Annotated in this window: 29 protein-coding genes; 2 read left to right on the top strand and 27 right to left on the bottom strand. The window is 69.6% G+C overall.

Annotated elements, in window-relative coordinates:
* The first annotated feature begins 325 nt into the window (after nucleotides 1-325).
* Together eccE and L1857_RS05945 are read left to right on the top strand one after the other, a co-directional pair.
* Nucleotides 326-1,504: a type VII secretion protein EccE gene (gene eccE / locus L1857_RS05950; protein WP_249464621.1), complete on the top strand. Its 1,179-nt coding sequence runs from the start codon at nucleotides 326-328 to the stop codon at nucleotides 1,502-1,504.
* On the top strand, nucleotides 1,501-2,223 hold the full coding sequence (locus tag L1857_RS05945; RefSeq protein ID WP_094003918.1) for a hypothetical protein: 723 nt from the start codon (nucleotides 1,501-1,503) through the stop codon (nucleotides 2,221-2,223). Before eccE ends, L1857_RS05945 begins: the two co-directional genes overlap by 4 nt.
* 741 nt (nucleotides 2,224-2,964) lie before the next feature.
* On the opposite strand, the gene truA is transcribed toward L1857_RS05945, so the two are convergent.
* The 27 genes from truA to rplP form a co-directional block, all read right to left on the bottom strand.
* Nucleotides 2,965-3,801: a tRNA pseudouridine(38-40) synthase TruA gene (truA, locus tag L1857_RS05940; RefSeq protein WP_205413222.1), complete on the bottom strand. Its 837-nt coding sequence runs from the start codon at nucleotides 3,799-3,801 to the stop codon at nucleotides 2,965-2,967.
* Between the two features lie 68 nt (nucleotides 3,802-3,869).
* Nucleotides 3,870-4,448: a 50S ribosomal protein L17 gene (rplQ, locus tag L1857_RS05935; protein ID WP_094003913.1), complete on the bottom strand. Its 579-nt coding sequence runs from the start codon at nucleotides 4,446-4,448 to the stop codon at nucleotides 3,870-3,872.
* Nucleotides 4,449-4,526: 78 nt separating this feature from the next.
* Nucleotides 4,527-5,594, bottom strand: coding sequence for a DNA-directed RNA polymerase subunit alpha (locus L1857_RS05930; protein WP_017986635.1), 1,068 nt, complete (start codon nucleotides 5,592-5,594; stop codon nucleotides 4,527-4,529).
* Between the two features lie 91 nt (nucleotides 5,595-5,685).
* Nucleotides 5,686-6,291: a 30S ribosomal protein S4 gene (gene rpsD / locus L1857_RS05925; protein WP_094003912.1), complete on the bottom strand. Its 606-nt coding sequence runs from the start codon at nucleotides 6,289-6,291 to the stop codon at nucleotides 5,686-5,688.
* A 23-nt stretch (nucleotides 6,292-6,314) separates the two neighbouring features.
* A complete protein-coding gene (rpsK, locus tag L1857_RS05920; RefSeq protein ID WP_017986633.1) occupies nucleotides 6,315-6,716 on the bottom strand; it encodes a 30S ribosomal protein S11 in 402 nt (133 codons plus the stop codon).
* A 19-nt stretch (nucleotides 6,717-6,735) separates the two neighbouring features.
* Entirely contained in the window at nucleotides 6,736-6,942 is a 207-nt protein-coding gene (locus L1857_RS05915; RefSeq protein WP_094003911.1) for a hypothetical protein, read from the bottom strand.
* Nucleotides 6,939-7,319 (bottom strand): 30S ribosomal protein S13, encoded by a 381-nt coding sequence (gene rpsM / locus L1857_RS05910; protein WP_094003910.1) that lies wholly within the window; start codon nucleotides 7,317-7,319, stop codon nucleotides 6,939-6,941. Before rpsM ends, L1857_RS05915 begins: the two co-directional genes overlap by 4 nt.
* 208 nt (nucleotides 7,320-7,527) lie before the next feature.
* Nucleotides 7,528-7,641, bottom strand: coding sequence for a 50S ribosomal protein L36 (gene rpmJ / locus L1857_RS05905; RefSeq protein ID WP_004558882.1), 114 nt, complete (start codon nucleotides 7,639-7,641; stop codon nucleotides 7,528-7,530).
* A gap of 32 nt (nucleotides 7,642-7,673) precedes the next feature.
* Nucleotides 7,674-7,895 (bottom strand): translation initiation factor IF-1, encoded by a 222-nt coding sequence (infA, locus tag L1857_RS05900; protein ID WP_005443304.1) that lies wholly within the window; start codon nucleotides 7,893-7,895, stop codon nucleotides 7,674-7,676.
* A gap of 239 nt (nucleotides 7,896-8,134) precedes the next feature.
* Nucleotides 8,135-8,947, bottom strand: a complete 813-nt coding sequence (gene map, locus L1857_RS05895) for a type I methionyl aminopeptidase (RefSeq protein WP_116110452.1) — start codon at nucleotides 8,945-8,947, stop codon at nucleotides 8,135-8,137.
* Entirely contained in the window at nucleotides 8,944-9,498 is a 555-nt protein-coding gene (locus tag L1857_RS05890) for an adenylate kinase (RefSeq protein WP_094003908.1), read from the bottom strand. Before L1857_RS05890 ends, map begins: the two co-directional genes overlap by 4 nt.
* Nucleotides 9,495-10,802: a preprotein translocase subunit SecY gene (gene secY, locus L1857_RS05885; protein WP_094003917.1), complete on the bottom strand. Its 1,308-nt coding sequence runs from the start codon at nucleotides 10,800-10,802 to the stop codon at nucleotides 9,495-9,497. Before secY ends, L1857_RS05890 begins: the two co-directional genes overlap by 4 nt.
* A 178-nt stretch (nucleotides 10,803-10,980) precedes the next feature.
* Nucleotides 10,981-11,580: a LysE family translocator gene (locus L1857_RS05880; RefSeq protein ID WP_116110453.1), complete on the bottom strand. Its 600-nt coding sequence runs from the start codon at nucleotides 11,578-11,580 to the stop codon at nucleotides 10,981-10,983.
* Nucleotides 11,581-12,180: 600 nt separating this feature from the next.
* Nucleotides 12,181-13,089 carry a chromosomal replication initiator protein DnaA gene (locus L1857_RS05875; RefSeq protein ID WP_162831028.1) on the bottom strand — a complete coding sequence of 303 codons (909 nt, stop codon included), beginning with the start codon at nucleotides 13,087-13,089 and terminating at the stop codon, nucleotides 12,181-12,183.
* 80 nt (nucleotides 13,090-13,169) lie between these two features.
* The gene (rplO, locus tag L1857_RS05870) at nucleotides 13,170-13,616 is read right to left on the bottom strand and encodes a 50S ribosomal protein L15 (protein ID WP_094003905.1); all 447 of its coding nucleotides are present in this window, start codon (nucleotides 13,614-13,616) and stop codon (nucleotides 13,170-13,172) included.
* Nucleotides 13,613-13,798, bottom strand: a complete 186-nt coding sequence (rpmD, locus tag L1857_RS05865; protein WP_094003904.1) for a 50S ribosomal protein L30 — start codon at nucleotides 13,796-13,798, stop codon at nucleotides 13,613-13,615. Before rpmD ends, rplO begins: the two co-directional genes overlap by 4 nt.
* 1 nt (nucleotide 13,799) lies before the next feature.
* On the bottom strand, nucleotides 13,800-14,429 hold the full coding sequence (gene rpsE / locus L1857_RS05860; RefSeq protein ID WP_094003903.1) for a 30S ribosomal protein S5: 630 nt from the start codon (nucleotides 14,427-14,429) through the stop codon (nucleotides 13,800-13,802).
* 37 nt (nucleotides 14,430-14,466) lie between these two features.
* Entirely contained in the window at nucleotides 14,467-14,868 is a 402-nt protein-coding gene (gene rplR / locus L1857_RS05855; RefSeq protein WP_094003916.1) for a 50S ribosomal protein L18, read from the bottom strand.
* Between the two features lie 2 nt (nucleotides 14,869-14,870).
* Entirely contained in the window at nucleotides 14,871-15,410 is a 540-nt protein-coding gene (rplF, locus tag L1857_RS05850; RefSeq protein WP_017986620.1) for a 50S ribosomal protein L6, read from the bottom strand.
* Nucleotides 15,411-15,427: 17 nt separating this feature from the next.
* Nucleotides 15,428-15,826, bottom strand: a complete 399-nt coding sequence (gene rpsH / locus L1857_RS05845) for a 30S ribosomal protein S8 (protein WP_020417564.1) — start codon at nucleotides 15,824-15,826, stop codon at nucleotides 15,428-15,430.
* A 74-nt stretch (nucleotides 15,827-15,900) separates the two neighbouring features.
* A complete protein-coding gene (locus L1857_RS05840) occupies nucleotides 15,901-16,086 on the bottom strand; it encodes a type Z 30S ribosomal protein S14 (protein ID WP_017986618.1) in 186 nt (61 codons plus the stop codon).
* Entirely contained in the window at nucleotides 16,086-16,649 is a 564-nt protein-coding gene (rplE, locus tag L1857_RS05835) for a 50S ribosomal protein L5 (protein WP_017986617.1), read from the bottom strand. The genes L1857_RS05840 and rplE overlap by 1 nt, the downstream gene beginning before the upstream one ends.
* On the bottom strand, nucleotides 16,649-16,963 hold the full coding sequence (gene rplX, locus L1857_RS05830; RefSeq protein ID WP_017986616.1) for a 50S ribosomal protein L24: 315 nt from the start codon (nucleotides 16,961-16,963) through the stop codon (nucleotides 16,649-16,651). The genes rplE and rplX overlap by 1 nt, the downstream gene beginning before the upstream one ends.
* A complete protein-coding gene (gene rplN, locus L1857_RS05825) occupies nucleotides 16,963-17,331 on the bottom strand; it encodes a 50S ribosomal protein L14 (protein ID WP_017986615.1) in 369 nt (122 codons plus the stop codon). Before rplN ends, rplX begins: the two co-directional genes overlap by 1 nt.
* Nucleotides 17,332-17,409: 78 nt before the next feature.
* Nucleotides 17,410-17,715, bottom strand: a complete 306-nt coding sequence (gene rpsQ, locus L1857_RS05820; RefSeq protein WP_020417563.1) for a 30S ribosomal protein S17 — start codon at nucleotides 17,713-17,715, stop codon at nucleotides 17,410-17,412.
* Nucleotides 17,715-17,963: a 50S ribosomal protein L29 gene (gene rpmC, locus L1857_RS05815; RefSeq protein ID WP_017986613.1), complete on the bottom strand. Its 249-nt coding sequence runs from the start codon at nucleotides 17,961-17,963 to the stop codon at nucleotides 17,715-17,717. The genes rpsQ and rpmC overlap by 1 nt, the downstream gene beginning before the upstream one ends.
* Entirely contained in the window at nucleotides 17,963-18,382 is a 420-nt protein-coding gene (gene rplP, locus L1857_RS05810) for a 50S ribosomal protein L16 (protein WP_094003902.1), read from the bottom strand. The genes rpmC and rplP overlap by 1 nt, the downstream gene beginning before the upstream one ends.
* Nucleotide 18,383: the final 1 nt, after the last annotated feature.

Genomic DNA, 18,383 nt, shown 5'->3' with positions numbered 1-18,383 from the left:
CACTCCGCCACGTCCGGGTGGGCCTCCGGGTTCGCCGCCGCCGAGGGGCCGTCCGCCGGGTCCGCCACCGCGCGGCGGTGTGCCGGGCGGGCCGGGAGGACCCGCCGGACCGCGCGGCCCACAAGGCCCCGGAGGCCCGGGCGGACCGGGTGGTCCCGGTGGTCCCGGTAGCCGCGGCCCTGGTGGACCGGGTGGCCCAGGCGGTCCGGGCGGACCAGGCGGTCCGGGTGGACCGCCGCCCGCGCAGCCGCCCGCCGAACGGCCGGCGCCGGTCGCTCCCCCGGCCCGCCGCCGCGTGCTGAACACCCGGCTCGGTCCCGTCCCGGTGATCAACCTCGTGGTGCTGGAGATCGGCCTGGCGATCGGGCTGATCCTCATCGCGATCAACGAGTCGCTGCTCTACGTCGGCATCGGCGTGCTCGCCGCCGCCCTGATCATCGCGATCCTGCGCTGGCGCGGTCAGTGGTTCACCCAATGGGTTGGACTTACGCTGCGCTACTCGTTCCGGAACCACGACCGGGTGTCGACGCCGCCGAAGCCCGACGCCCAGGCCATCGTGACCGGCGACGTGTCCGTTACCGGCCCCGAGGACGTGCGCGTCAGCCTGCTGCGGCTCGTCGTGCCGGACCTCGTGGTCGCCCACGGCAAGGACCACGAGCTGCAGGAGGTCGGGCTCGCCTGGCACGACGGCACATGGACCGCGGTCCTGCTCGTCGAGCCCGCGCCGGCCCTGATCACGCAGGCCGGTGGCGCGCCCAGCCTGCCGCTGTCGGCGCTGGCGCCGTGCCTGGAGGACCGCGGTGTGGTCCTGGACTCCATCCAGATGATCTGGCACTGCTACCCGGGCAGCGCGGCGCTGCCCGCGGACTCGCCCGCGCTGACGTCCTACCTGGAGGTCCTCGGGCCGCTGCCGGCCGCCGCGCGGCGCACCACGTGGGTCGCCATCCGGCTGGACCCGCGGCGCTGCCCGACCGCGATCCGGGAACGCGGTGGCGGCGTGGTCGGCGCGCACCGCGCCCTGATCGGCGCGCTGTCCCGCGTGCGCAACGCCCTGGAGTCGCAGGGCGTGCCGACCCGCCCGCTCAGCCCCGACGAGCTGCTGCGGGCCGGGATCTCGGCCGCGGAGCTGACCGCGGCGGTCGCCGGCGGCTCGAAGGTGAGCATGAAGGAGAACTGGACCAGCGCGACCGCGGCCGGCATCGGGCACGCCAGCTACGCGATCACCAGCTGGCCCAAGGGCAAGATCACCACCACGCTGAACGCCCTGACCAGTGTCCGCACGCTGTCCTCGACCGTGGCGATGTCCATCTCGCCCGCCGACGACGAGGGCAAGGTCGGCCTGCGCGGGGTGGTGCGGCTCAGCGCCCGCAACCCGCGCGAGCTGGACACCGCCGACGAGCGGCTCAACTCGCTCGCCGAGCGCGTCGGTGTGTCGCTGACCCCGCTGCGCGGCCTGCAGATCGACGGGCTCGCCGCGACCATGCCGATGGGAGGCACCGCATGAGCCTGCGGCTTCGGGACCCGGGCCGGAACACGGGTGTGGCGCCCGAGTTCGTCGTCGACCCGGTGCTGCTGGACGCGGTCAGCCCGTCCGGTGACCGCGGCGGGATCGTGGTCGGCTCGGGGCTGAAGGGCGAGCCGCTGACGATCTCCGCGCTGCGTGCCGCGCCCACTCGGATCGTGCTGGTGGGTGGTCTGTACCTGGCGCGGCAGGTGGCGCTGCGGGCGATGGCCGTCGGCGCGTGGGTGACCATCGCGACCGGGCGGCCGGCGGCGTGGCAGGTGCTGCCGAAGGCGGCCGGGAACCAGCCGAACGGGCGACCGTCGCCGCTGGTGACCATCCGCCGGCTCTCGCCGGTCGAGCTGCCGCGCCCGTCGGAGGACGCACCGCTGCTCGTGGTCACCGACGGCGGGCCGACGCCGCAGGACCTGTTCCCGCCGCGATCGCCCTGGCATACGACGGTCTACGTGCTGCCGTACCTGCACCCCCAGGCAACGACGATCGCGAACGCCGCGGACGTGGTGCTGATGCAGCGCCTGCCCGTCGGACAGGCCGAGCTGGCCGCCCGGATCTGGCGGTTGCCACCCCAGATGATGCGGCAGCTGACCACGCTGAAGGACGACCAGGTGGTGGCGCTGGGCCAGAACCTGTGGCGACCACTCCGGCTGGTCACCACACCGAAGGAGCAGGCACTACTGGGCCCAGTCAGGCGCGGCGACTGACGGCGCGCCAGCGCCGTGCCCTTGATCTTTGCACCCAACCCGAGCTGGGTGGTCATCCCGTCGCCTGACACCGGAACGATCACTTTGAGCCAGGCCCGCAACATCCGCTGCCAACGCGAGATGACATGCCAACCTTGCGGGCCTGGCTCAAAGTGATACACACAAACCGGAAGGCGACGGGATGACCACCCAGCGACCACCCACCCGAGGTGAGACAACAACGGTCCCCGTCATCCCGGAGCCTGCCCGTCCGGCGAGGACATCTTTTGATCTTTAGTCTTGCTTTTGGGCAGGCGGGGAGTCCGCCCTGCGGGCGGGAAGCGCCTCACGGCGCCGAACGGTCACCTTCCGACCACCCCCGCCCCCGATGCCTGATTGTGTTTCAGTCGCCGAGCAGGCGTGTCAAGGCGGGAAAGAGTACCTTGACACGCCTGATCGGCGACCAAAGACCGGCTGTGGATCGGGGGCGGGGGAGGTCTGGTTGGGGTAGTCGGTCCACTTGCGTTGCCGGGCGGCGGTTGTGCAGGGCTGCCGCGGTCAGCCGAGTGCCAGGCCACTCGCGTTGCCGGCTGCCGGACGCAGGGCTGCCGCGTGGTCAGGCTGATCACCAGCCCGCTTGCGTTGCCGGCCGCCGGAACGGAGGCCTTCCGCACGGCCAGGCTTCCCCGCCGTCAGCTCCCCCTCACCGCCCGTGCGCGGCCTGTGGATAGCTGTGGACAACCCCTGTGGATTGTGGATAACTCAGCTCGCCTCGGATGTCGCTCGCATGTTGCGGGTCTGTTCGGCCCGTGCGGCCAGCTCCTCGTCGGGCGGGTAGTCGACCCCGGTCAGCGTCAGGCCGTGTGCTGGGGCCACCGCGCTGTCCCGCACTCGCCCGCGTAGCAGCTCCGCCGGCCACTCCACCGGGCGACGGCCGTCACCCACGAGGAGCATCGCGCCGACCAGGCTGCGGACCATCGAGTGGCAGAACGCGTCCGCCGAGACCTCGGCCTCCACCACGTGCTCGTCGATCCGGTGCCACGTGAACCGTTGCAGCTCGCGGATCGTCGTGCCGCCCTCGCGTTGCTTGCAGAACGCCGCGAAGTCCCGCAGACCCAGCAGCGCCTCCGACGCCTGGTTCATCGCCGTCAGGGACAGCGGGCGGCCCCAGGCCAGGGTGTCGAACCGGCGCAGCGGATCGACACCCCACGGCGCGTCCGACACCCGATAGCGGTAGTGCCGTCGAACGGCCGAGAACCGGGCGTCGAAACCCTCGGGTGCAACGCGCGCGTCCAGCACCCGCACGTCGCCTGGCAGGAACCGGTTCCAGCGGTGCCGCATCCGCTCCAGATCAAGAATTCCGTGCTCGTCCACCGCCAGCCGTCCGGCCGGCCCGGACAGCGGCACCACGTCCACGTGCACGACCTGCCCGGTCGCGTGCACCCCGGCGTCCGTGCGGCCGGCCACCACGACCGACTTCGGCACCGCGGCCCCGGGCGGCTGCTTCGCCAGCGCCTCCTCCAGCAGGCCCTGCACCGTGCGGCGGCCCGGCTGGCGGGCCCACCCGGAGAACTGCGTGCCGTCGTAGCTGACGTCCAGGCGCAGACGAACGAGCCCGCCCTCCCCGGAGGGAGCAGCGGGCTCGTTGCCTGGACCGAACTCAGCCGTCAGGACTCGTCCTTCTTGGCCTCGTCCTTGGTGTCCTCAGCCTTGGCCTCGTCGGCACCCTCGGCCGGCTCGGCCGTCGCCTCGGTGGTGGCCGACTCGGGCGCCTCGGCGTCCTGGTCGGTCGCCTCGGCCTTGGTCTCCTCGACCGCGGATGAAGCCTCGGCAGTGTCCTTAGCCGCGAACTTGGTCTTCCGCGCCTTCTCCGCCTCCGCGGTGACGGTCTTCTCGGACACCAGCTCGATGACCGCCATCGGGGCGTTGTCGCCCTTGCGCGGCATCGTCTTGGTGATCCGGGTGTAGCCGCCGTTGCGGTCCGCGAAGAACGGGCCGATCTCGGCCAGCAGCTTGTGAACCACGTCCTTGTCGCGGATCACGCGCTGGATCTGACGCCGGTTGTGCAGGTCGCCGCGCTTCGCCTTGGTGATCAGCTTCTCGGCGAGCGGCCGCATCCGGCGGGCCTTGGCCTCGGTCGTGGTGATCTTGCCGTGCTCGAACAGCGACGTGGCGAGGTTCGCCATCATCAGCCGCTCGTGGGCCGCGGATCCACCGAGACGGGGGCCCTTCGTGGGGGTGGGCATTGCTTCTCCTCGTAAATCCGGCCGCTTTCAGGCCGGCGCCCGCCCCGCACGCTCATCCGGCGGGGCGGGCTGCCGTCCTTACAGCTGCTCCGTCTCTGCGTAGTCCTGGCCGTCGTCGTGGCCGTTGTCCGACAGACCGCCGACACCCTCGGCGGACCAGCTCTCGCCGCCCTCGTAGGACGCGGCAGCCGCGGTCGGGTCGAACCCGGGCGGGCTGTCCTTCAGCGAGAGGCCGAGACCGACGAGCTTCATCTTGACCTCGTCGATCGACTTCGCGCCGAAGTTGCGGATGTCGAGCAGGTCGGCCTCGCTGCGCGAGACCAGTTCGCCGACCGTGTGGATGCCCTCGCGCTTGAGGCAGTTGTACGACCGGACCGTCAGGTCCAGGTCCTCGATCGGCATCGCGTAGGCGGCGATGGTGTCCGCCTCCTGCGGCGACGGGCCGATCTCGATGCCCTCGGCGTCGACGTTGAGCTCCCGGGCCAGGCCGAACAGCTCGACCAGCGTCTTGCCGGCGGAAGCGACGGCGTCCCGCGGGGTGATCGACGGCTTGGTCTCGACGTCCAGGATCAGCTTGTCGAAGTCGGTGCGCTGCTCGACACGGGTCGCCTCGACCTTGTAGGTGACCTTCAGCACCGGCGAGTAGATCGAGTCGACCGGGATCCGGCCGATCTCGGCACCCGCCTGCTTGTTCTGCTGGGCAGGCACGTAACCACGACCGCGCTCGACGACCAGTTCGATCTCCAGCTTGCCCTTGCCGTTCAGCGAGGCGATGTGCAGATCCTGGTTGTGCACGGTGACGCCGGCCGGCGGCACGATGTCGGCCGCGGTGACCTCACCCGGGCCCTGCTTGCGCAGGTACATGGTGACGGGCTCGTCCTCCTCGGAGGACACGACCAGTTCCTTGAGGTTCAGGATGATGTCGGTGACGTCTTCCTTCACCCCGGGGACCGTGGTGAACTCGTGCAGCACCCCGTCGATGCGGATGCTGGTGACCGCCGCGCCCGGGATGGACGACAGCAGCGTGCGCCGCAGCGAGTTGCCGAGGGTGTACCCGAAGCCGGGCTCCAGCGGCTCGATGGTGAACCGGGACCGGGTCTCGTTGATCGGCTCCTCGCCGAGGGCCGGTCGCTGGGAAATCAGCACTTTCTTCTCTTCCTTTCCTGCCGGCGCCCGCCATATGACGCCGAAAGGGATGGCGAAGCGGCGGCGCGCGGGTGCGCGCCGCCGCTGCCGATCACTTCGAGTAGTACTCGACGATCAGCTGTTCCTGGACGGGAACGTCGATCTGCGCCCGCTCGGGGAGCTGGTGCACCAGGATGCGCAGGTTGGACTGCACGACCTGCAGCCAGCCGGGGATCGGCCGGTCGCCGAAGGACTCCTTGGCGGCCACGAAGGGCAGCATCTGGAGCGACTTCGGCCGCACGTCGATGATGTCGAACTTCTCGACCTGGTAGCTGGGGATCGTCACCTTCACGCCGTTGACGGTGAAGTGACCGTGCGCGACCAGCTGACGCGCCTGGCGGCGGGTCCGGGCCAGGCCGGCGCGGTACACGACGTTGTCCAGGCGCGACTCGAGGATCTGCAGCAGGTTCTCACCGGTCTTGCCGGGGCGCCGCGCGGCCTCCTTGTAGTAGCGGCTGAACTGCCGCTCCAGGACACCGTAGGTGTAGCGAGCCTTCTGCTTCTCCTGGAGCTGAAGCAGGTACTCGCTCTCCTTGATGCGGCCGCGGCCGTGCTGGCCGGGCGGGTACGGGCGGCGCTCGAAAGCCTGGTCGCCGCCGACGAGGTCAACCTTGAGGCGCCGCGAGATGCGAGTCGCGGGGCCGGTGTAGCGAGCCATGTGTTGTTACTCCTCCCCGTTCCTCAGACCCGGCGCCGCTTGGGCGGGCGGCAGCCGTTGTGAGGCTGCGGGGTCACGTCCTGGATGGTGCCGACCTCGAGACCGGCGGCCTGCAGCGAACGGATCGCCGTCTCCCGGCCGGAACCCGGGCCCTTGACGAACACGTCGACCTTCTTCATCCCGTGCTCGGCGGCCTTGCGGGCCGCGTTCTCGGCCGCCATCTGCGCGGCGAACGGGGTGGACTTGCGGGAGCCCTTGAAGCCGACGTGGCCGGACGAGGCCCACGAGATCACGGCACCGTTCGGGTCGGTGATCGACACGATGGTGTTGTTGAACGTGCTCTTGATGTGGGCGTGGCCGTGGGCCACGTTCTTCTTTTCCTTCCGCCGGACCTTCTTGGCCCCGGCGCGAGCCTTGGGTGGCATGTTGGGTGGTTTCTCCTGCCTAGCGCGAGTTTTCGGTCTGAGCGGCGGCAGCGGCGGCCTCGCGGGCCTCCTGCTGGCCACGCCGGATCAGCGAGCCGGCGTCGGTGTAGAGCTGGCGAAGCGCCATCGGGCGGGCGTACAGGGCCTTCGGCGAGACGCACGAATTGTTGCGGCGACGCATCTGCCCGGCGCCGATCCGCACGACCTTCTTGCCCTGGACGCTCACTTCTTGCCAGCCTTCTTCTTGCCGGCGACCGTCTTCTTCGGACCCTTGCGGGTGCGGGCGTTGGTCTTGGTCCGCTGACCGCGGACGGGCAGACCGCGGCGCCACCGCAGGCCCTCGTAGCAGCCGATCTCGATCTTGCGACGGATGTCGGCCTGCACCTCGCGGCGGAGGTCACCCTCGACCTTGAAGTTCTCTTCGATGTAGTCCCGCAGCTTGACGAGGTCGTCGTCGGACAGGTCGCGCACCCGGGTGTCCGGGTTCAGCGACGTCGCGGCGATGAGCTCCTTCGAGCGGGTACGACCGATGCCGTAGATGTAGGTCAGCGCGATCTCCAACCGCTTCTCGCGGGGGAGGTCTACGCCGGCGAGTCGTGCCATGGCGCTTGATGCTCCTTCTAGTGTTCATCGCTCCAGGTGTGCTCCCCGCCCGGTTCCGGGACCGACTCGCATGTCGTCCGGAGCACTTGCGTGTCCGGTGTCCCGGCCCCGGCCTGGAGTCCGGGGGTCGGCTGGGCCGCTCGCGCGACCCGGCAGGTGCGGGGAGGGTATTCAGCTGTCCGTCCGCTCTGCGTGGTGCGAGCGGTGATCAGCCCTGCCGCTGCTTGTGCCGCAGGTTCTCGCAGATCACCATGATCCGGCCGTGGCGGCGGATCACCTTGCACTTGTCGCAGATCTTCTTGACGCTCGGCTGGACCTTCACGTCTCCTGCTTCCTTATGCGTTGCTCACCGTGTCACTTGTAGCGGTAGACGATCCGCCCGCGAGACAGGTCGTACGGCGACAGCTCCACGACAACCCGGTCCTCCGGGAGGATGCGGATGTAGTGCTGCCGCATCTTGCCGCTGATGTGTGCCAGGACCTTGTGACCGTTCTCCAACTCGACTCGGAACATCGCGTTGGGGAGTGGCTCGATGACCCGACCTTCGACCTCGATGGCCCCGTCTTTCTTAGCCATGTCCTCCGCGTTTCGTGACTGGGTAGAGCACCGAAATGGGCAACTCTTGCGTTCGGCGGACACGCCGCACCGACCCCAAGGACCCGAGCATTGACGAGCACGTTGGAACCGGCGTGATGGGTACGCCGACTAGATAGTGTACGCAGCCTGTGTCGCACCTCGCGAGGCGGGGTGATGTGTGGTAGGCAACGTCACTCCGACGATACCCCTGATCGCCCCCGAAGGGGCGAAACCGCAGGTCAGGAGCCTTCGGGGAGGGTCAGGACGCGCGGACCGTCCTCCGTGACGGCGACCGTGTGCTCCCAGTGGGCGGCGCGCGAGCCGTCCGCGGTCACCACGGTCCAGCCGTCCTCCAGCTCGACGGTCTCGGCGCTGCCGCCGGTCAGCATCGGCTCGATGGCCAGCGCCATACCGGGCTTGAGCTTCGGCCCCTTGCCGGGCTTGCCGACGTTGGGCAGGAACGGCTCCATGTGCATCTCGGTGCCGATGCCATGCCCGCCGTACTCGACGATCTGGCCGTAGTCGATGCCGTCGGCCGCCGCGGAGGTCTCGGCCGAGGACTGCACGGCGTGCGAGATGTCGGTGAGCCGGGCGCCGGGCACCGCGGCCTCGATGCCGGCGAGCATCGCGGCGCGGGTGGCGGCCGACAGCGCCTGGTCGGCGGCCGAGACCGTGCCGATGGCCAGGGTGACGGCGGAGTCGCCGTGCCAGCCGTCGAGGATCGCGCCGCAGTCCACGGACAGCAGGTCGCCCTCGGCCAGCACGGTCGTCTTCGCCGGGATGCCGTGGACGACCTGCTCGTTCACCGACGCGCAGATCGAGGCCGGGAAGCCGTGGTAGCCCTTGAACGAGGGCACCGCACCGGCGGCCCGGATCGTCTGCTCGGCGATCTCGTCGAGGTCACCGGTGCTGACGCCGGGCCGGGCGGCCTCGGCGACCGCCGCGAGGGTGCGGGCCACCACGATGCCGGCTGCCCGCATCGCGTCCAGCTCGCCGGGCGTCTTGATCTCGATGCCGCGGTGGCGGCGGAGCACGGAAGGCACCAGGTTCACGCGCGGTCGTCGAGTGCGTTCACGATCCGCGAGGACACCTCGTCGACCTCGCCGACGCCGTCCACCTTCACCAGGATGTCGCGGTAGTAGTCCAGCAGCGGCGCGGTCTCCGACTGGTAGACCTGCTGCCTGCGGCGGATGACCTCTTCGGTGTCGTCCGTGCGGCCGCGGCCCAGCAGACGCGCGACCAGGACGTCCTCCGGCACGTCGAGCTGGATGACGGCGTCGAGGGCGCTGTCCGACTCGGCCAGCATCTCGCCGAGGACCTCGGCCTGCTTGGTGTTGCGCGGGAACCCGTCCAGCAGGAAGCCGGCCTTGGTGTCGGACTCGGCCAGGCGCTCGCGGACCATCTCGTTGGTGACGCTGTCCGGGACCAGCTCGCCCGAGTCGAGGTAACGCTTCGCCTCCTCGCCCAGCGGCGTCTGCTCCGCCACGTGAGCGCGGAAGAGGTCACCGGTGGAGATGTGCGGGATGGAGAGCCGCTGCGACAGCGCTACCGCCTGAGTTCCCTTTCCTGCTCCGGGCGGGCCGACAAGAACCAGGCGCGTCATCGCAAGAACCCTTCGTAATTCCGCTGCATCAGCTGGCTTTCGATCTGCTTCACCGTGTCGAGGCCGACGCCGACCATGATCAGCACAGCGGTGCCGCCGAACGGGAAGTTCTGGTTGTTGCCCTCCTGCGTGATGGACAGGAAGAAGTTCGGGAGGATCGCGATGATGCCGAGGTAGAGCGAGCCGGGGAAGGTGATCCGGCCCAGCACGAAGCTCAGGTACTCGGCGGTCGGCCGGCCCGGGCGGATGCCCGGGATGAAGCCGCCGAACTTCTTCATCTCCTCCGCGCGCTCATCCACGTTGAAGGTGATGGTGATGTAGAAGTACGTGAAGAAGATGATCAGCGCGAAGTACAGCAGGATGTGCACCCAGCTGGACTGGTTGACCACGTAGGTCTGCAGGAACGCCTGCCAGCCCGAGCCGCTGGTCGGGTCACCGAACAGACGGCTGATCAGGTCCGGCAGGTAGAGCAGCGACGAAGCGAAGATGACCGGGATGACACCGGCCTGGTTCACCTTGATCGGCAGGTAGGTCGACGTGCCGCCGTACATCCGGCGGCCGATCATCCGCTTGGCGTACTGCACCGGGATCCGGCGCTGGCCCTGCTCGACGAAGATGACGCTGGCGATGATCACCAGGCCGAAGAGGCACACCAGCGCGAAGACGAGACCGCCCTGGTTGTTCAGGATGTTCATGCCCTCGGCCGGGATGCGGGCCGCGATGTTCAGGAAGATCAGGACGGACATGCCGTTGCCGACGCCGCGCTCGGTGATGAGCTCGCCCAGCCACATCATGACCGCGGTGCCCGCCGTCATCGTGATGACGATCAGCGCCAGCGAGAAGATGCTGTTGTCCGGGATGATCGACTGCGCGCAGTCCGGGAACAGCTGGCCGCGGTCGGCCAGCGCCACCACACCGGTCGCCTGCAGGATCGCCAGCGCGATCGTCAGGTACCGGGTGTACTGCGTCAGCTTGCTCTGGCCGGCCTGGCCTTCCTTCTTCAGCTCCTCGAACCGCGGGATGACGACGGTGAGCAGCTGGACGATGATGCTGGCCGTGATGTACGGCATGATGCCGGTCGAGAAGATCGACAACTGCAGGAGCGCCCCGCCGCTGAACAGGTTCAGCAGGGAGTAGATGCCGGACTGGTCGGCACCTGCCTGGCATGCCTGCACATTGGGATAGGAGATCCCGGGCGCCGGAGTGACCGCACCGATCCGGTACACGGCCACGATCAACAGCGTGAACAGGATCTTCTTGCGCAGGTCCGGCGTGGCGAGAGCCGAGCGAAAGGCGCTGAGCACGCGGGGGACCTCCTCGGCGTCGCCGGTGGGTGTCACCGGCGATCGGCTTGGCCGGCACGCTGGCCGGCAGGAACACCATGTCGCTGGCAAGCCAGCAGCGCTCCGGGGCAGATGGGTCCCCGAAGCGCGTCGCCCGACTCTAACAGCCGGGGGTTGGAGGGCTGTGAGGTAGGCCGTGTTATGAGCCGGAGGCGGCCAGCGTGCCGGCCATGCCGAGCAGGACGACTCCGGTGCCGCGGTCCATGTTGCGGCGGGCGCGGGCGCTCAGGCGGACAGCCTTGAGCGCGGCGCCGACCGCGGCGTAGGCGGTGCCGGCGAGGAACTCGGCGAGCAGGTAGACGGCGCCGAGGACGGCGATCTGGGCGGTGGGCGAGCCGTGCGCGGGGTCGACGAACTGCGGCACGAAGGCGGTGAAGATGAGGATCGCCTTGGGGTTGGTGATGGCGACGAGGAACTCCTTGCGCAGCACAGGTCCCGGCGGCGGGGTCTGCGCGGGCTGGGGTTTGGCGCGCAGGAGGCGGACCGCGAGCCAGACGAGGTAGGCCACGCCGGCCCACTTGATGACGGTGAGCGCCGGCTCGGAGGCGGCGAGCAGCTGCCCCAGCCCACCCGCGACGGCGCCGATCATGAGGGTGAAGGCGGCCAGGCGCCCGAGCAGCCCCGCGAGCGCCCGCGGAAGGCCGTGCTGAATCCCGTGGTGCAGCCCGAGAAGGTTGTTGGCCCCCGGCGTGAGGGCGATGAGCATGGCGGCACCGAGGAAGACGAGCAACCAGGTCATGGGGTGACGGTAGGTGGGGCGGCTGGTTCGGGAGTGGTTGTGGGCTGGGCGGCTGTTGCGCGCTGCGCGGTCGGTGGGGCGGTGGGCGGCCGGTGCGCGCTGGGTGGCCGGTGCGTGGTGGGCGACCGGTGCGCTGGGTGGCCGGTGCGCGCTGGGTGGGCGGTGCGCGGTGGGTGGCCGGTGCGCGATGACCGGCCGGTCCGCGCCGGGCGCCCAGTCCGCGTGGGCGACTGGTGCGCGGTGGGCGACCGGTCGCGCTGGGCGGTGCGCGCTGAGCGGCTGTTCGGAGCGCGGCGGCTGGTGAGGCAGTGCCCAGCCGCGGTCCGGCTGTCCCGGCGGGGCCCCGGGGCGGCTGCTCGGACCACGGCGGCAGGCCGGGGAAGTGCCGCGCCCGCGCCGCCTCCCGCTGCGAAGCGCCTCACCCGAGCCGCCTCCCGGCGGCTCCCCTGGCGACCTGCCGCACGCGGCGGCTCTCCCGGCGAGACGCCCGCGATCCGCTGCGGGACCGCCCGGCCCTCGACTGGCGGCGGTCCGCTGGCCGGCCATGTGGGCACCGCCATCGCGGTGGCGGCCGTGGTTACCTGGCCGCTCCGGTGCGGGCTACAGCTGCGGCCGGTCGGCTCCGGGTCGCTGCTCGGGCCGTGGTGACTCCTCCGGCGAAGTGTCCGCGCCGGGGCCCGGCTGCGCCGTGGGCGACCAGCCCTGGTCCGGCTGCCCCGTAGCTGCCTGCCCTCCGGGCGGGCGGCCCAGGTCCGGCTGACCCGGCGGCTGTGGAGCCTGCGGGGGTCCGGGGGCGAAGCCGGCGTGTGGCGGCATGCCGTGGCCGCCCGGGTAGGGCTCGCCCTTGGGCCAGTGTCTTGTCGGCGCCGGGAACTGGGGTCCGGGCTGGTAGCCGGGCGGCGCGGGGACCCCGTAGCGCGGCGTGGTCGGGTCCGGGGCGCGCCGGCCGCGGGTCGTGGCCAGTACCGCGGCCACGATCGCCGCCAGGGTCGCCCCGGCCACCAGCCAGAAGCCGAGCCCGAAGCTGTCCCCCGTCGTGAAATCGCCGTCGCCCTCGGCGGCGCCTGTTGGGCGGAAACTCTCGTGCAGGCTGACTCCCTGCAGCACTATCCCCGCGGTCGTCGCCAGCAGGAAGGCCGCTCCGATCGCCGTCGCCAGTGCCGCGGCGAGCTTGCGGCCCGGCGACGCGGTCCGGCGGGCCGCGGCGAGGCCCAGCACGGCCGCGACGAGCAGCAGCAACCCGGCGGCCGCCAGCAGGTAGCCGTTGCGGACCGGGCTGCCGAAGGTGTTCGTCGGGATCCCGGGCTCGACCGCCTCCGCCGACAGGTCCCAACCGGTCACCGTCAGCTTCAGCTGCGCCTCGCCCTGGAAGAGCAGCTCGCCCAGGAACAGCGCCAGGAACGAGCCCGTCACGGCGGCCGCGGCGGCCAGCAGCGCCAGCACGGCGCCCACGATCCGACCGCCGTGCCAGCCGGGACGACGGCCCGGCGGAACCCCGGGAAACGACATCACCCGATCGTGGCACCCAGGGCCGGAAAAAGGAACGGCCCGCCGGTTCGAAGACCGGCGGGCCGTCCCGCGTCAAAGCGTCAGAGCTCGGTGGCCGAGCCGCCCGCCGCCTCGAGCTTCTCCTTCGCGGACGAGGAGAACTTGTCGGCGGTGACGTTCAGCTTCACGCCGTTCAGGTCGCCGTTGCCGAGGACCTTGACGAGCTGGTTCTTGCGAACCAGACCGCGCTCCACCAGCTGCTCCTTGGTGACGTCGCCACCGTCCGGGAAGACCCGGGCGATGTCGCCGACGTTCACCGGCTGGTACTCGGTGCGGAAGCGGTTCTTGAACCCACGCAGCTTCGGCAGCCGCATGTGGATGGGCATCTGCCCACCCTCGAACCCGGCGGGCACGTTCTTCCGGGCCTTGGTGCCCTTCGTACCGCGACCGGCGGTCTTGCCCTTCGAACCCTCACCACGACCGACGCGGATCTTCTCGCGCTTGGCGCCCGGGGCCGGGCGCAGGTGGTGGATCTTGATGGCCGTCATGCCTTGACCTCCTCAACAGTCACGAGGTGGCGGACGGTGTGGATCAGACCGCGGACCTCCGGAGTGTCCTCGCGCACCACGGACTGCCGGATCTTGCGCAGCCCGAGGGTCCGCAGCGTGTCCCGGTGGTTCTGCTTGGTGCCGATCTTGCTCCGGACCTGGGTCACCTTGAGCTGAGCCATGTCAGACCCCCTGTCCCGCGCGCTGACGCAGCATCCGGGCCGGGGCGACGTCCTCGAGCGGCAGACCGCGACGGGCCGCCACCTCCTCCGGACGCTGGAGACCCTTCAGGGCCGCCACGGTCGCGTGCACGATGTTGATCGCGTTGTCGGAGCCCAGCGACTTCGACAGCACGTCGTGCACGCCCGCGCACTCCAGCACCGCACGCACCGGGCCACCGGCGATGACACCGGTACCGGCGCTGGCCGGACGGAGCAGGACCACACCGGCGGCCTCCTCACCCTGGATCGGGTGCGGGATGGTGCCGGCGATCCGGGGCACGCGGAAGAAGTTCTTCTTCGCTTCCTCGACGCCCTTGGCGATGGCCGCGGGAACTTCCTTGGCCTTGCCGTAGCCGACGCCGACCTGACCGTCGCCGTCACCGACGACCACCAGGGCGGTGAAGCTGAAGCGACGACCACCCTTCACGACCTTGGCGACGCGGTTGATCGCGACGACGCGCTCGAGGTGCGGGGTCTTCTCCTGGCCGGCCCCGCCACGGCCACCGTCGCGGCGGTCGCGGCGGTCACGACGGTCGCGGTCGTTGCCGCCCGGACCGCCCTGTCCACCGCCCTGCCGTGTACGTCCCGGCATCAGGCTTTCCTTCCATTCGCGAGCATGTGCATGGTTCTCAGAACTCCAACCCCGCCTCGCGAGCGGCGTCGGCCAGCGCGGCGATGCGGCCGTGGTAGCGGTTGCCACCGCGGTCGAACACGACGCTGGAGATGCCCGCACCCTTGGCGCGGGCGGCCACGAGCTCGCCGACCTTGGCGGCCTTGGCCTTCTTGTCGCCCTCGAGCGCACGCACGTCGGCCTCGAGGCTCGACGCCGACGCCAGGGTGTGCCCGGCCACGTCGTCGATCACCTGGACCGTGATGTGCCGCGAGGACCGGTGGATGACCAGCCGGGGCCGCTGAGCGGTCCCGCCGACCTTCTTGCGAAGCCGGAAGTGACGGCGCGCCTTCGCGACGCGGCGCCGGGTCGAGATGTCCTTGCCGACCGGCTTCCGCTTCTTCGTTGCCGTTTCGCTCATGATCACTTACCCGTCTTTCCGACCTTGCGACGGATGCGCTCACCCTCGTAGCGCAGCCCCTTGCCCTTGTACGGGTCCGGACGGCGGAGCCGGCGGATCACCGCGGCGATCTGGCCGACCTTCTGCTTGTCGATGCCGGACACGGAGAACCGGGTCGGGGTCTCGACCTTGAAGGTGATGCCTTCCGGCGCCTCGATCAGCACGGGGTGGCTGTAGCCGAGGGCGAATTCGAGGTTGCTGCCCTTGGCCTGGACGCGGTAACCGACACCGTGGATCTCGAGCTTCTTCTCGTAACCCTCGGTCACACCCACGACCAGGTTGTTGACCAGCGTGCGGGTCAGACCGTGCAGGGCACGGCTCTCCCGCTCGTCGTCCGGGCGCTTGACCAGCAGCGCACCGTCCTCACCGCGCTCGACCGTGATCGGCTCGGCGACAGTGTGGGAAAGGGTGCCCTTGGGACCCTTCACCGAGATGTTCTGGCCGTCGATGGTCACCTCGACCCCGGAAGGGACGGTGATCGGCTGCTTACCGATGCGCGACATGCCTGCTCTCCCTTCCGTTACCAGACGTAGGCGAGGACTTCCCCGCCCACACCGTTGCGCTTGGCCTGCCGGTCGGTCTGAAGGCCGCCCGACGTCGAGATGATCGCGATGCCCAGCCCGCCCAGCACGCTCGGCAGCTCGGTCGACTTGGCGTACACCCGCAGACCCGGCTTGGACACGCGGCGCAGACCGGCGATGCTGCGCTCGCGGTTGCGGCCGTACTTCAGTTCCACGATGAGGTTCTTGTGCTTCTCACCCGGCTCGTCCCGGTAGCCCGAGATGTAACCCTCGCGCTTCAGGATCTCGGCGATGTTCGCCTTGAGCTTCGAGTGCGGCACCACGACCTCGTCGTGATACGCCGAGTTGGCGTTGCGCAGACGTGTCAGGAAGTCTGCGATGGGGTCGGTCATCGTCATGGTGACCTTCAACCTTTCTCGCCTGGTTCCCCCTGCTCAGAGGGCCTGTGGCGAAGTGGGAGCTTCTGTCGTTCCTACCAGCTGGACTTGGACACACCGGGGAGTTCGCCCGCGTGCGCCATCTCGCGCAGGCAAACCCGGCACAGTCCGAACTTGCGGAACACCGAGTGGGGCCGGCCGCACTTGTTGCAGCGCGTGTAGGCACGCACCTTGAACTTCGGCTTGCGGGCCGCCTTGGCGATCAGAGCCTTCTTGGCCATCAGTTCTCCTTGAACGGGAAGCCGAGCTTGCGGAGCAGCGCGCGGCCCTCGTCGTCGGTGGTAGCGGTGGTGACAACGGTGACGTCCATGCCGCGTGGGCGGTCGATGGAGTCGGGGTCGATCTCGTGGAACATCGACTGCTCGTTGAGACCGAAGGTGTAGTTGCCGTTGCCGTCGAACTGCTTGGCCGACAGCCCGCGGAAGTCACGGATACGCGGCAGCGCGATCGTCAGCAGCCGGTCCAGGAACTCCCACATGCGGTCGCCGCGCAGGGTCACGCGCGCACCGATCGGCTGGCCCTCGCGCAGCTTGAACTGCGCGATGGACTTGCGCGCCCGGCGCACCTCGGGCTTCTGACCGGTGATGGCCGCGAGGTCGCGGATCGCACCGTCGATCAGCTTGCTGTCCCGCGCGGCGTCGCCGACACCCATGTTGACGACGACCTTGACCACGCCCGGGATCTGGTGGACGTTCTCGTAGCCGAACTCGCTGCGGAGCTCGCCCTTGATCTCTTCGCGGTACCGCGTCTTCAACCGCGGCACGATCTTCTCTGCGGTCGTCATCAGATGTCCTTACCGGTCCGGCGCGAGATGCGAACCTTCTTGCCGTCCTCGCCGATGCGGTAGCCCACGCGGGTCGGCTTGCCGTCGGAGTCCACGACCATCACGTTCGACACGTGGATCGGGGCCTCCTGGGTCACGATGCCGCCGGACTGCGCGCCGCGCTGGGTCTGCGAGATCCGGGTGTGCTTCTTGATCCGGTTCACGCCCTCGACCAGCACCCGCTGGCGCTCCGGGTAGGCCTTGATGACCTTGCCCTTGGCGCCCTTGTCCTTGCCGGCGATGACGACGACCGTGTCGCCCTTCTTCACCTTCATCAGAGCACCTCCGGCGCCAGCGAGATGATCTTCATGAACTTGCGGTCACGCAGCTCACGGCCGACCGGGCCGAAGATGCGGGTGCCGCGCGGCTCGTTGTCGTTCTTGATGAGCACGGCGGCGTTCTCGTCGAACTTGATGTAGGAGCCGTCCGGGCGACGCCGCTCCTTCGTCGTGCGGACGACGACGGCCTTGACCACGTCACCCTTCTTCACCCCGGCAGCCGGGATGGCGTCCTTGACGGTGGCGACGATGATGTCGCCGATACCCGCGTAGCGCCGTCCCGAGCCACCGAGCACGCGGATGCAGAGGATCTCCTTGGCACCCGTGTTGTCGGCGACTCGCAGCCGCGACTCCTGCTGGATCACGTCAACTCCTGTATGTCGCGCCGGTTCTCACGCGGCGGTGAGCCTGGCGGAACGGAGGAGGCCCGAGTGGGCCTCCGATTACTTGGCCTTCTCCACGATCCGCACGAGCCGCCACCGCTTGGTGGCCGAGGTCGGGCGGGTCTCCATGAGGATCACGCGGTCACCGATGCCGGCGGTGTTCTCCTCGTCGTGCGCCTTCACCTTGCTGGTGGAGCGGAGAACCTTGCCGTAGCGGCGGTGCTTCTTGCGGTCCTCGAGCTCGACCACGATCGTCTTGTCCATCTTGTCCGAGACGACGTAGCCCTCGCGGACCTTCCGGTAGTTGCGACCGCTTTCGGCACTCTGGACCGGCTGCGCGGCGAGCTCTGGGGTCTGCTCACTCATCAGGCAGCACCTTCTTCATTCTCGGCGTCGGGGGAAACGGACAGACCGAGCTCGCGCTCCCGCATGACCGTGTAGATCCGAGCGATGTCGGCACGGACGGTGCGGAGGCGGCGGTTGTTGTCCAGCTGCCCGGTGGCCATCTGGAAGCGGAGGTTGAACAGCTCCTCCTTGGCCTCCTTCAGGCGCAGCACGAGCTCCTCGTTGGTGAGCTCACGCAGCTCTGCGGCGGCGACACCTGCCTGCGCCATCAGAACTCACCACCTTCACGGGTCACGATGCGGCACTTCATGGGCAGCTTGTGGATCGCGCGGCGCAGCGCCTCACGAGCCTGGGCCTCGTTCGGGAAGCTCAGCTCGAACATGACGCGGCCCGGCTTGACGTTCGCGACCCACCACTCGGGCGAACCCTTACCGGAACCCATGCGGGTTTCGGCCGGCTTCTTGGTGAGCGGGCGGTCCGGGAAGATGTTGATCCAGACCTTGCCGCCACGCTTGATGTGCCGGGTGATGGCGATACGAGCGGACTCGATCTGCCGGTTGGTCACGTAGTGGTGCTCAAGCGCCTGGATGCCGTACTCACCGAAGGTGACCTTCGTACCGCCCTTGGCGGCACCGGAACGCTTCGGCGAGTGCTGCTTGCGGTGCTTGACCTTGCGTGGGACGAGCACG

Origin of the sequence: Amycolatopsis thermalba, assembly GCF_023376025.1 — a bacterium.
In the GTDB taxonomy this organism is placed as follows: Bacteria; Actinomycetota; Actinomycetes; order Mycobacteriales; family Pseudonocardiaceae; genus Amycolatopsis_E; species Amycolatopsis_E thermalba.
Note: the sequence above shows the minus strand (reverse complement) of the source record. Positions and strands in the feature narration are given on the sequence as shown.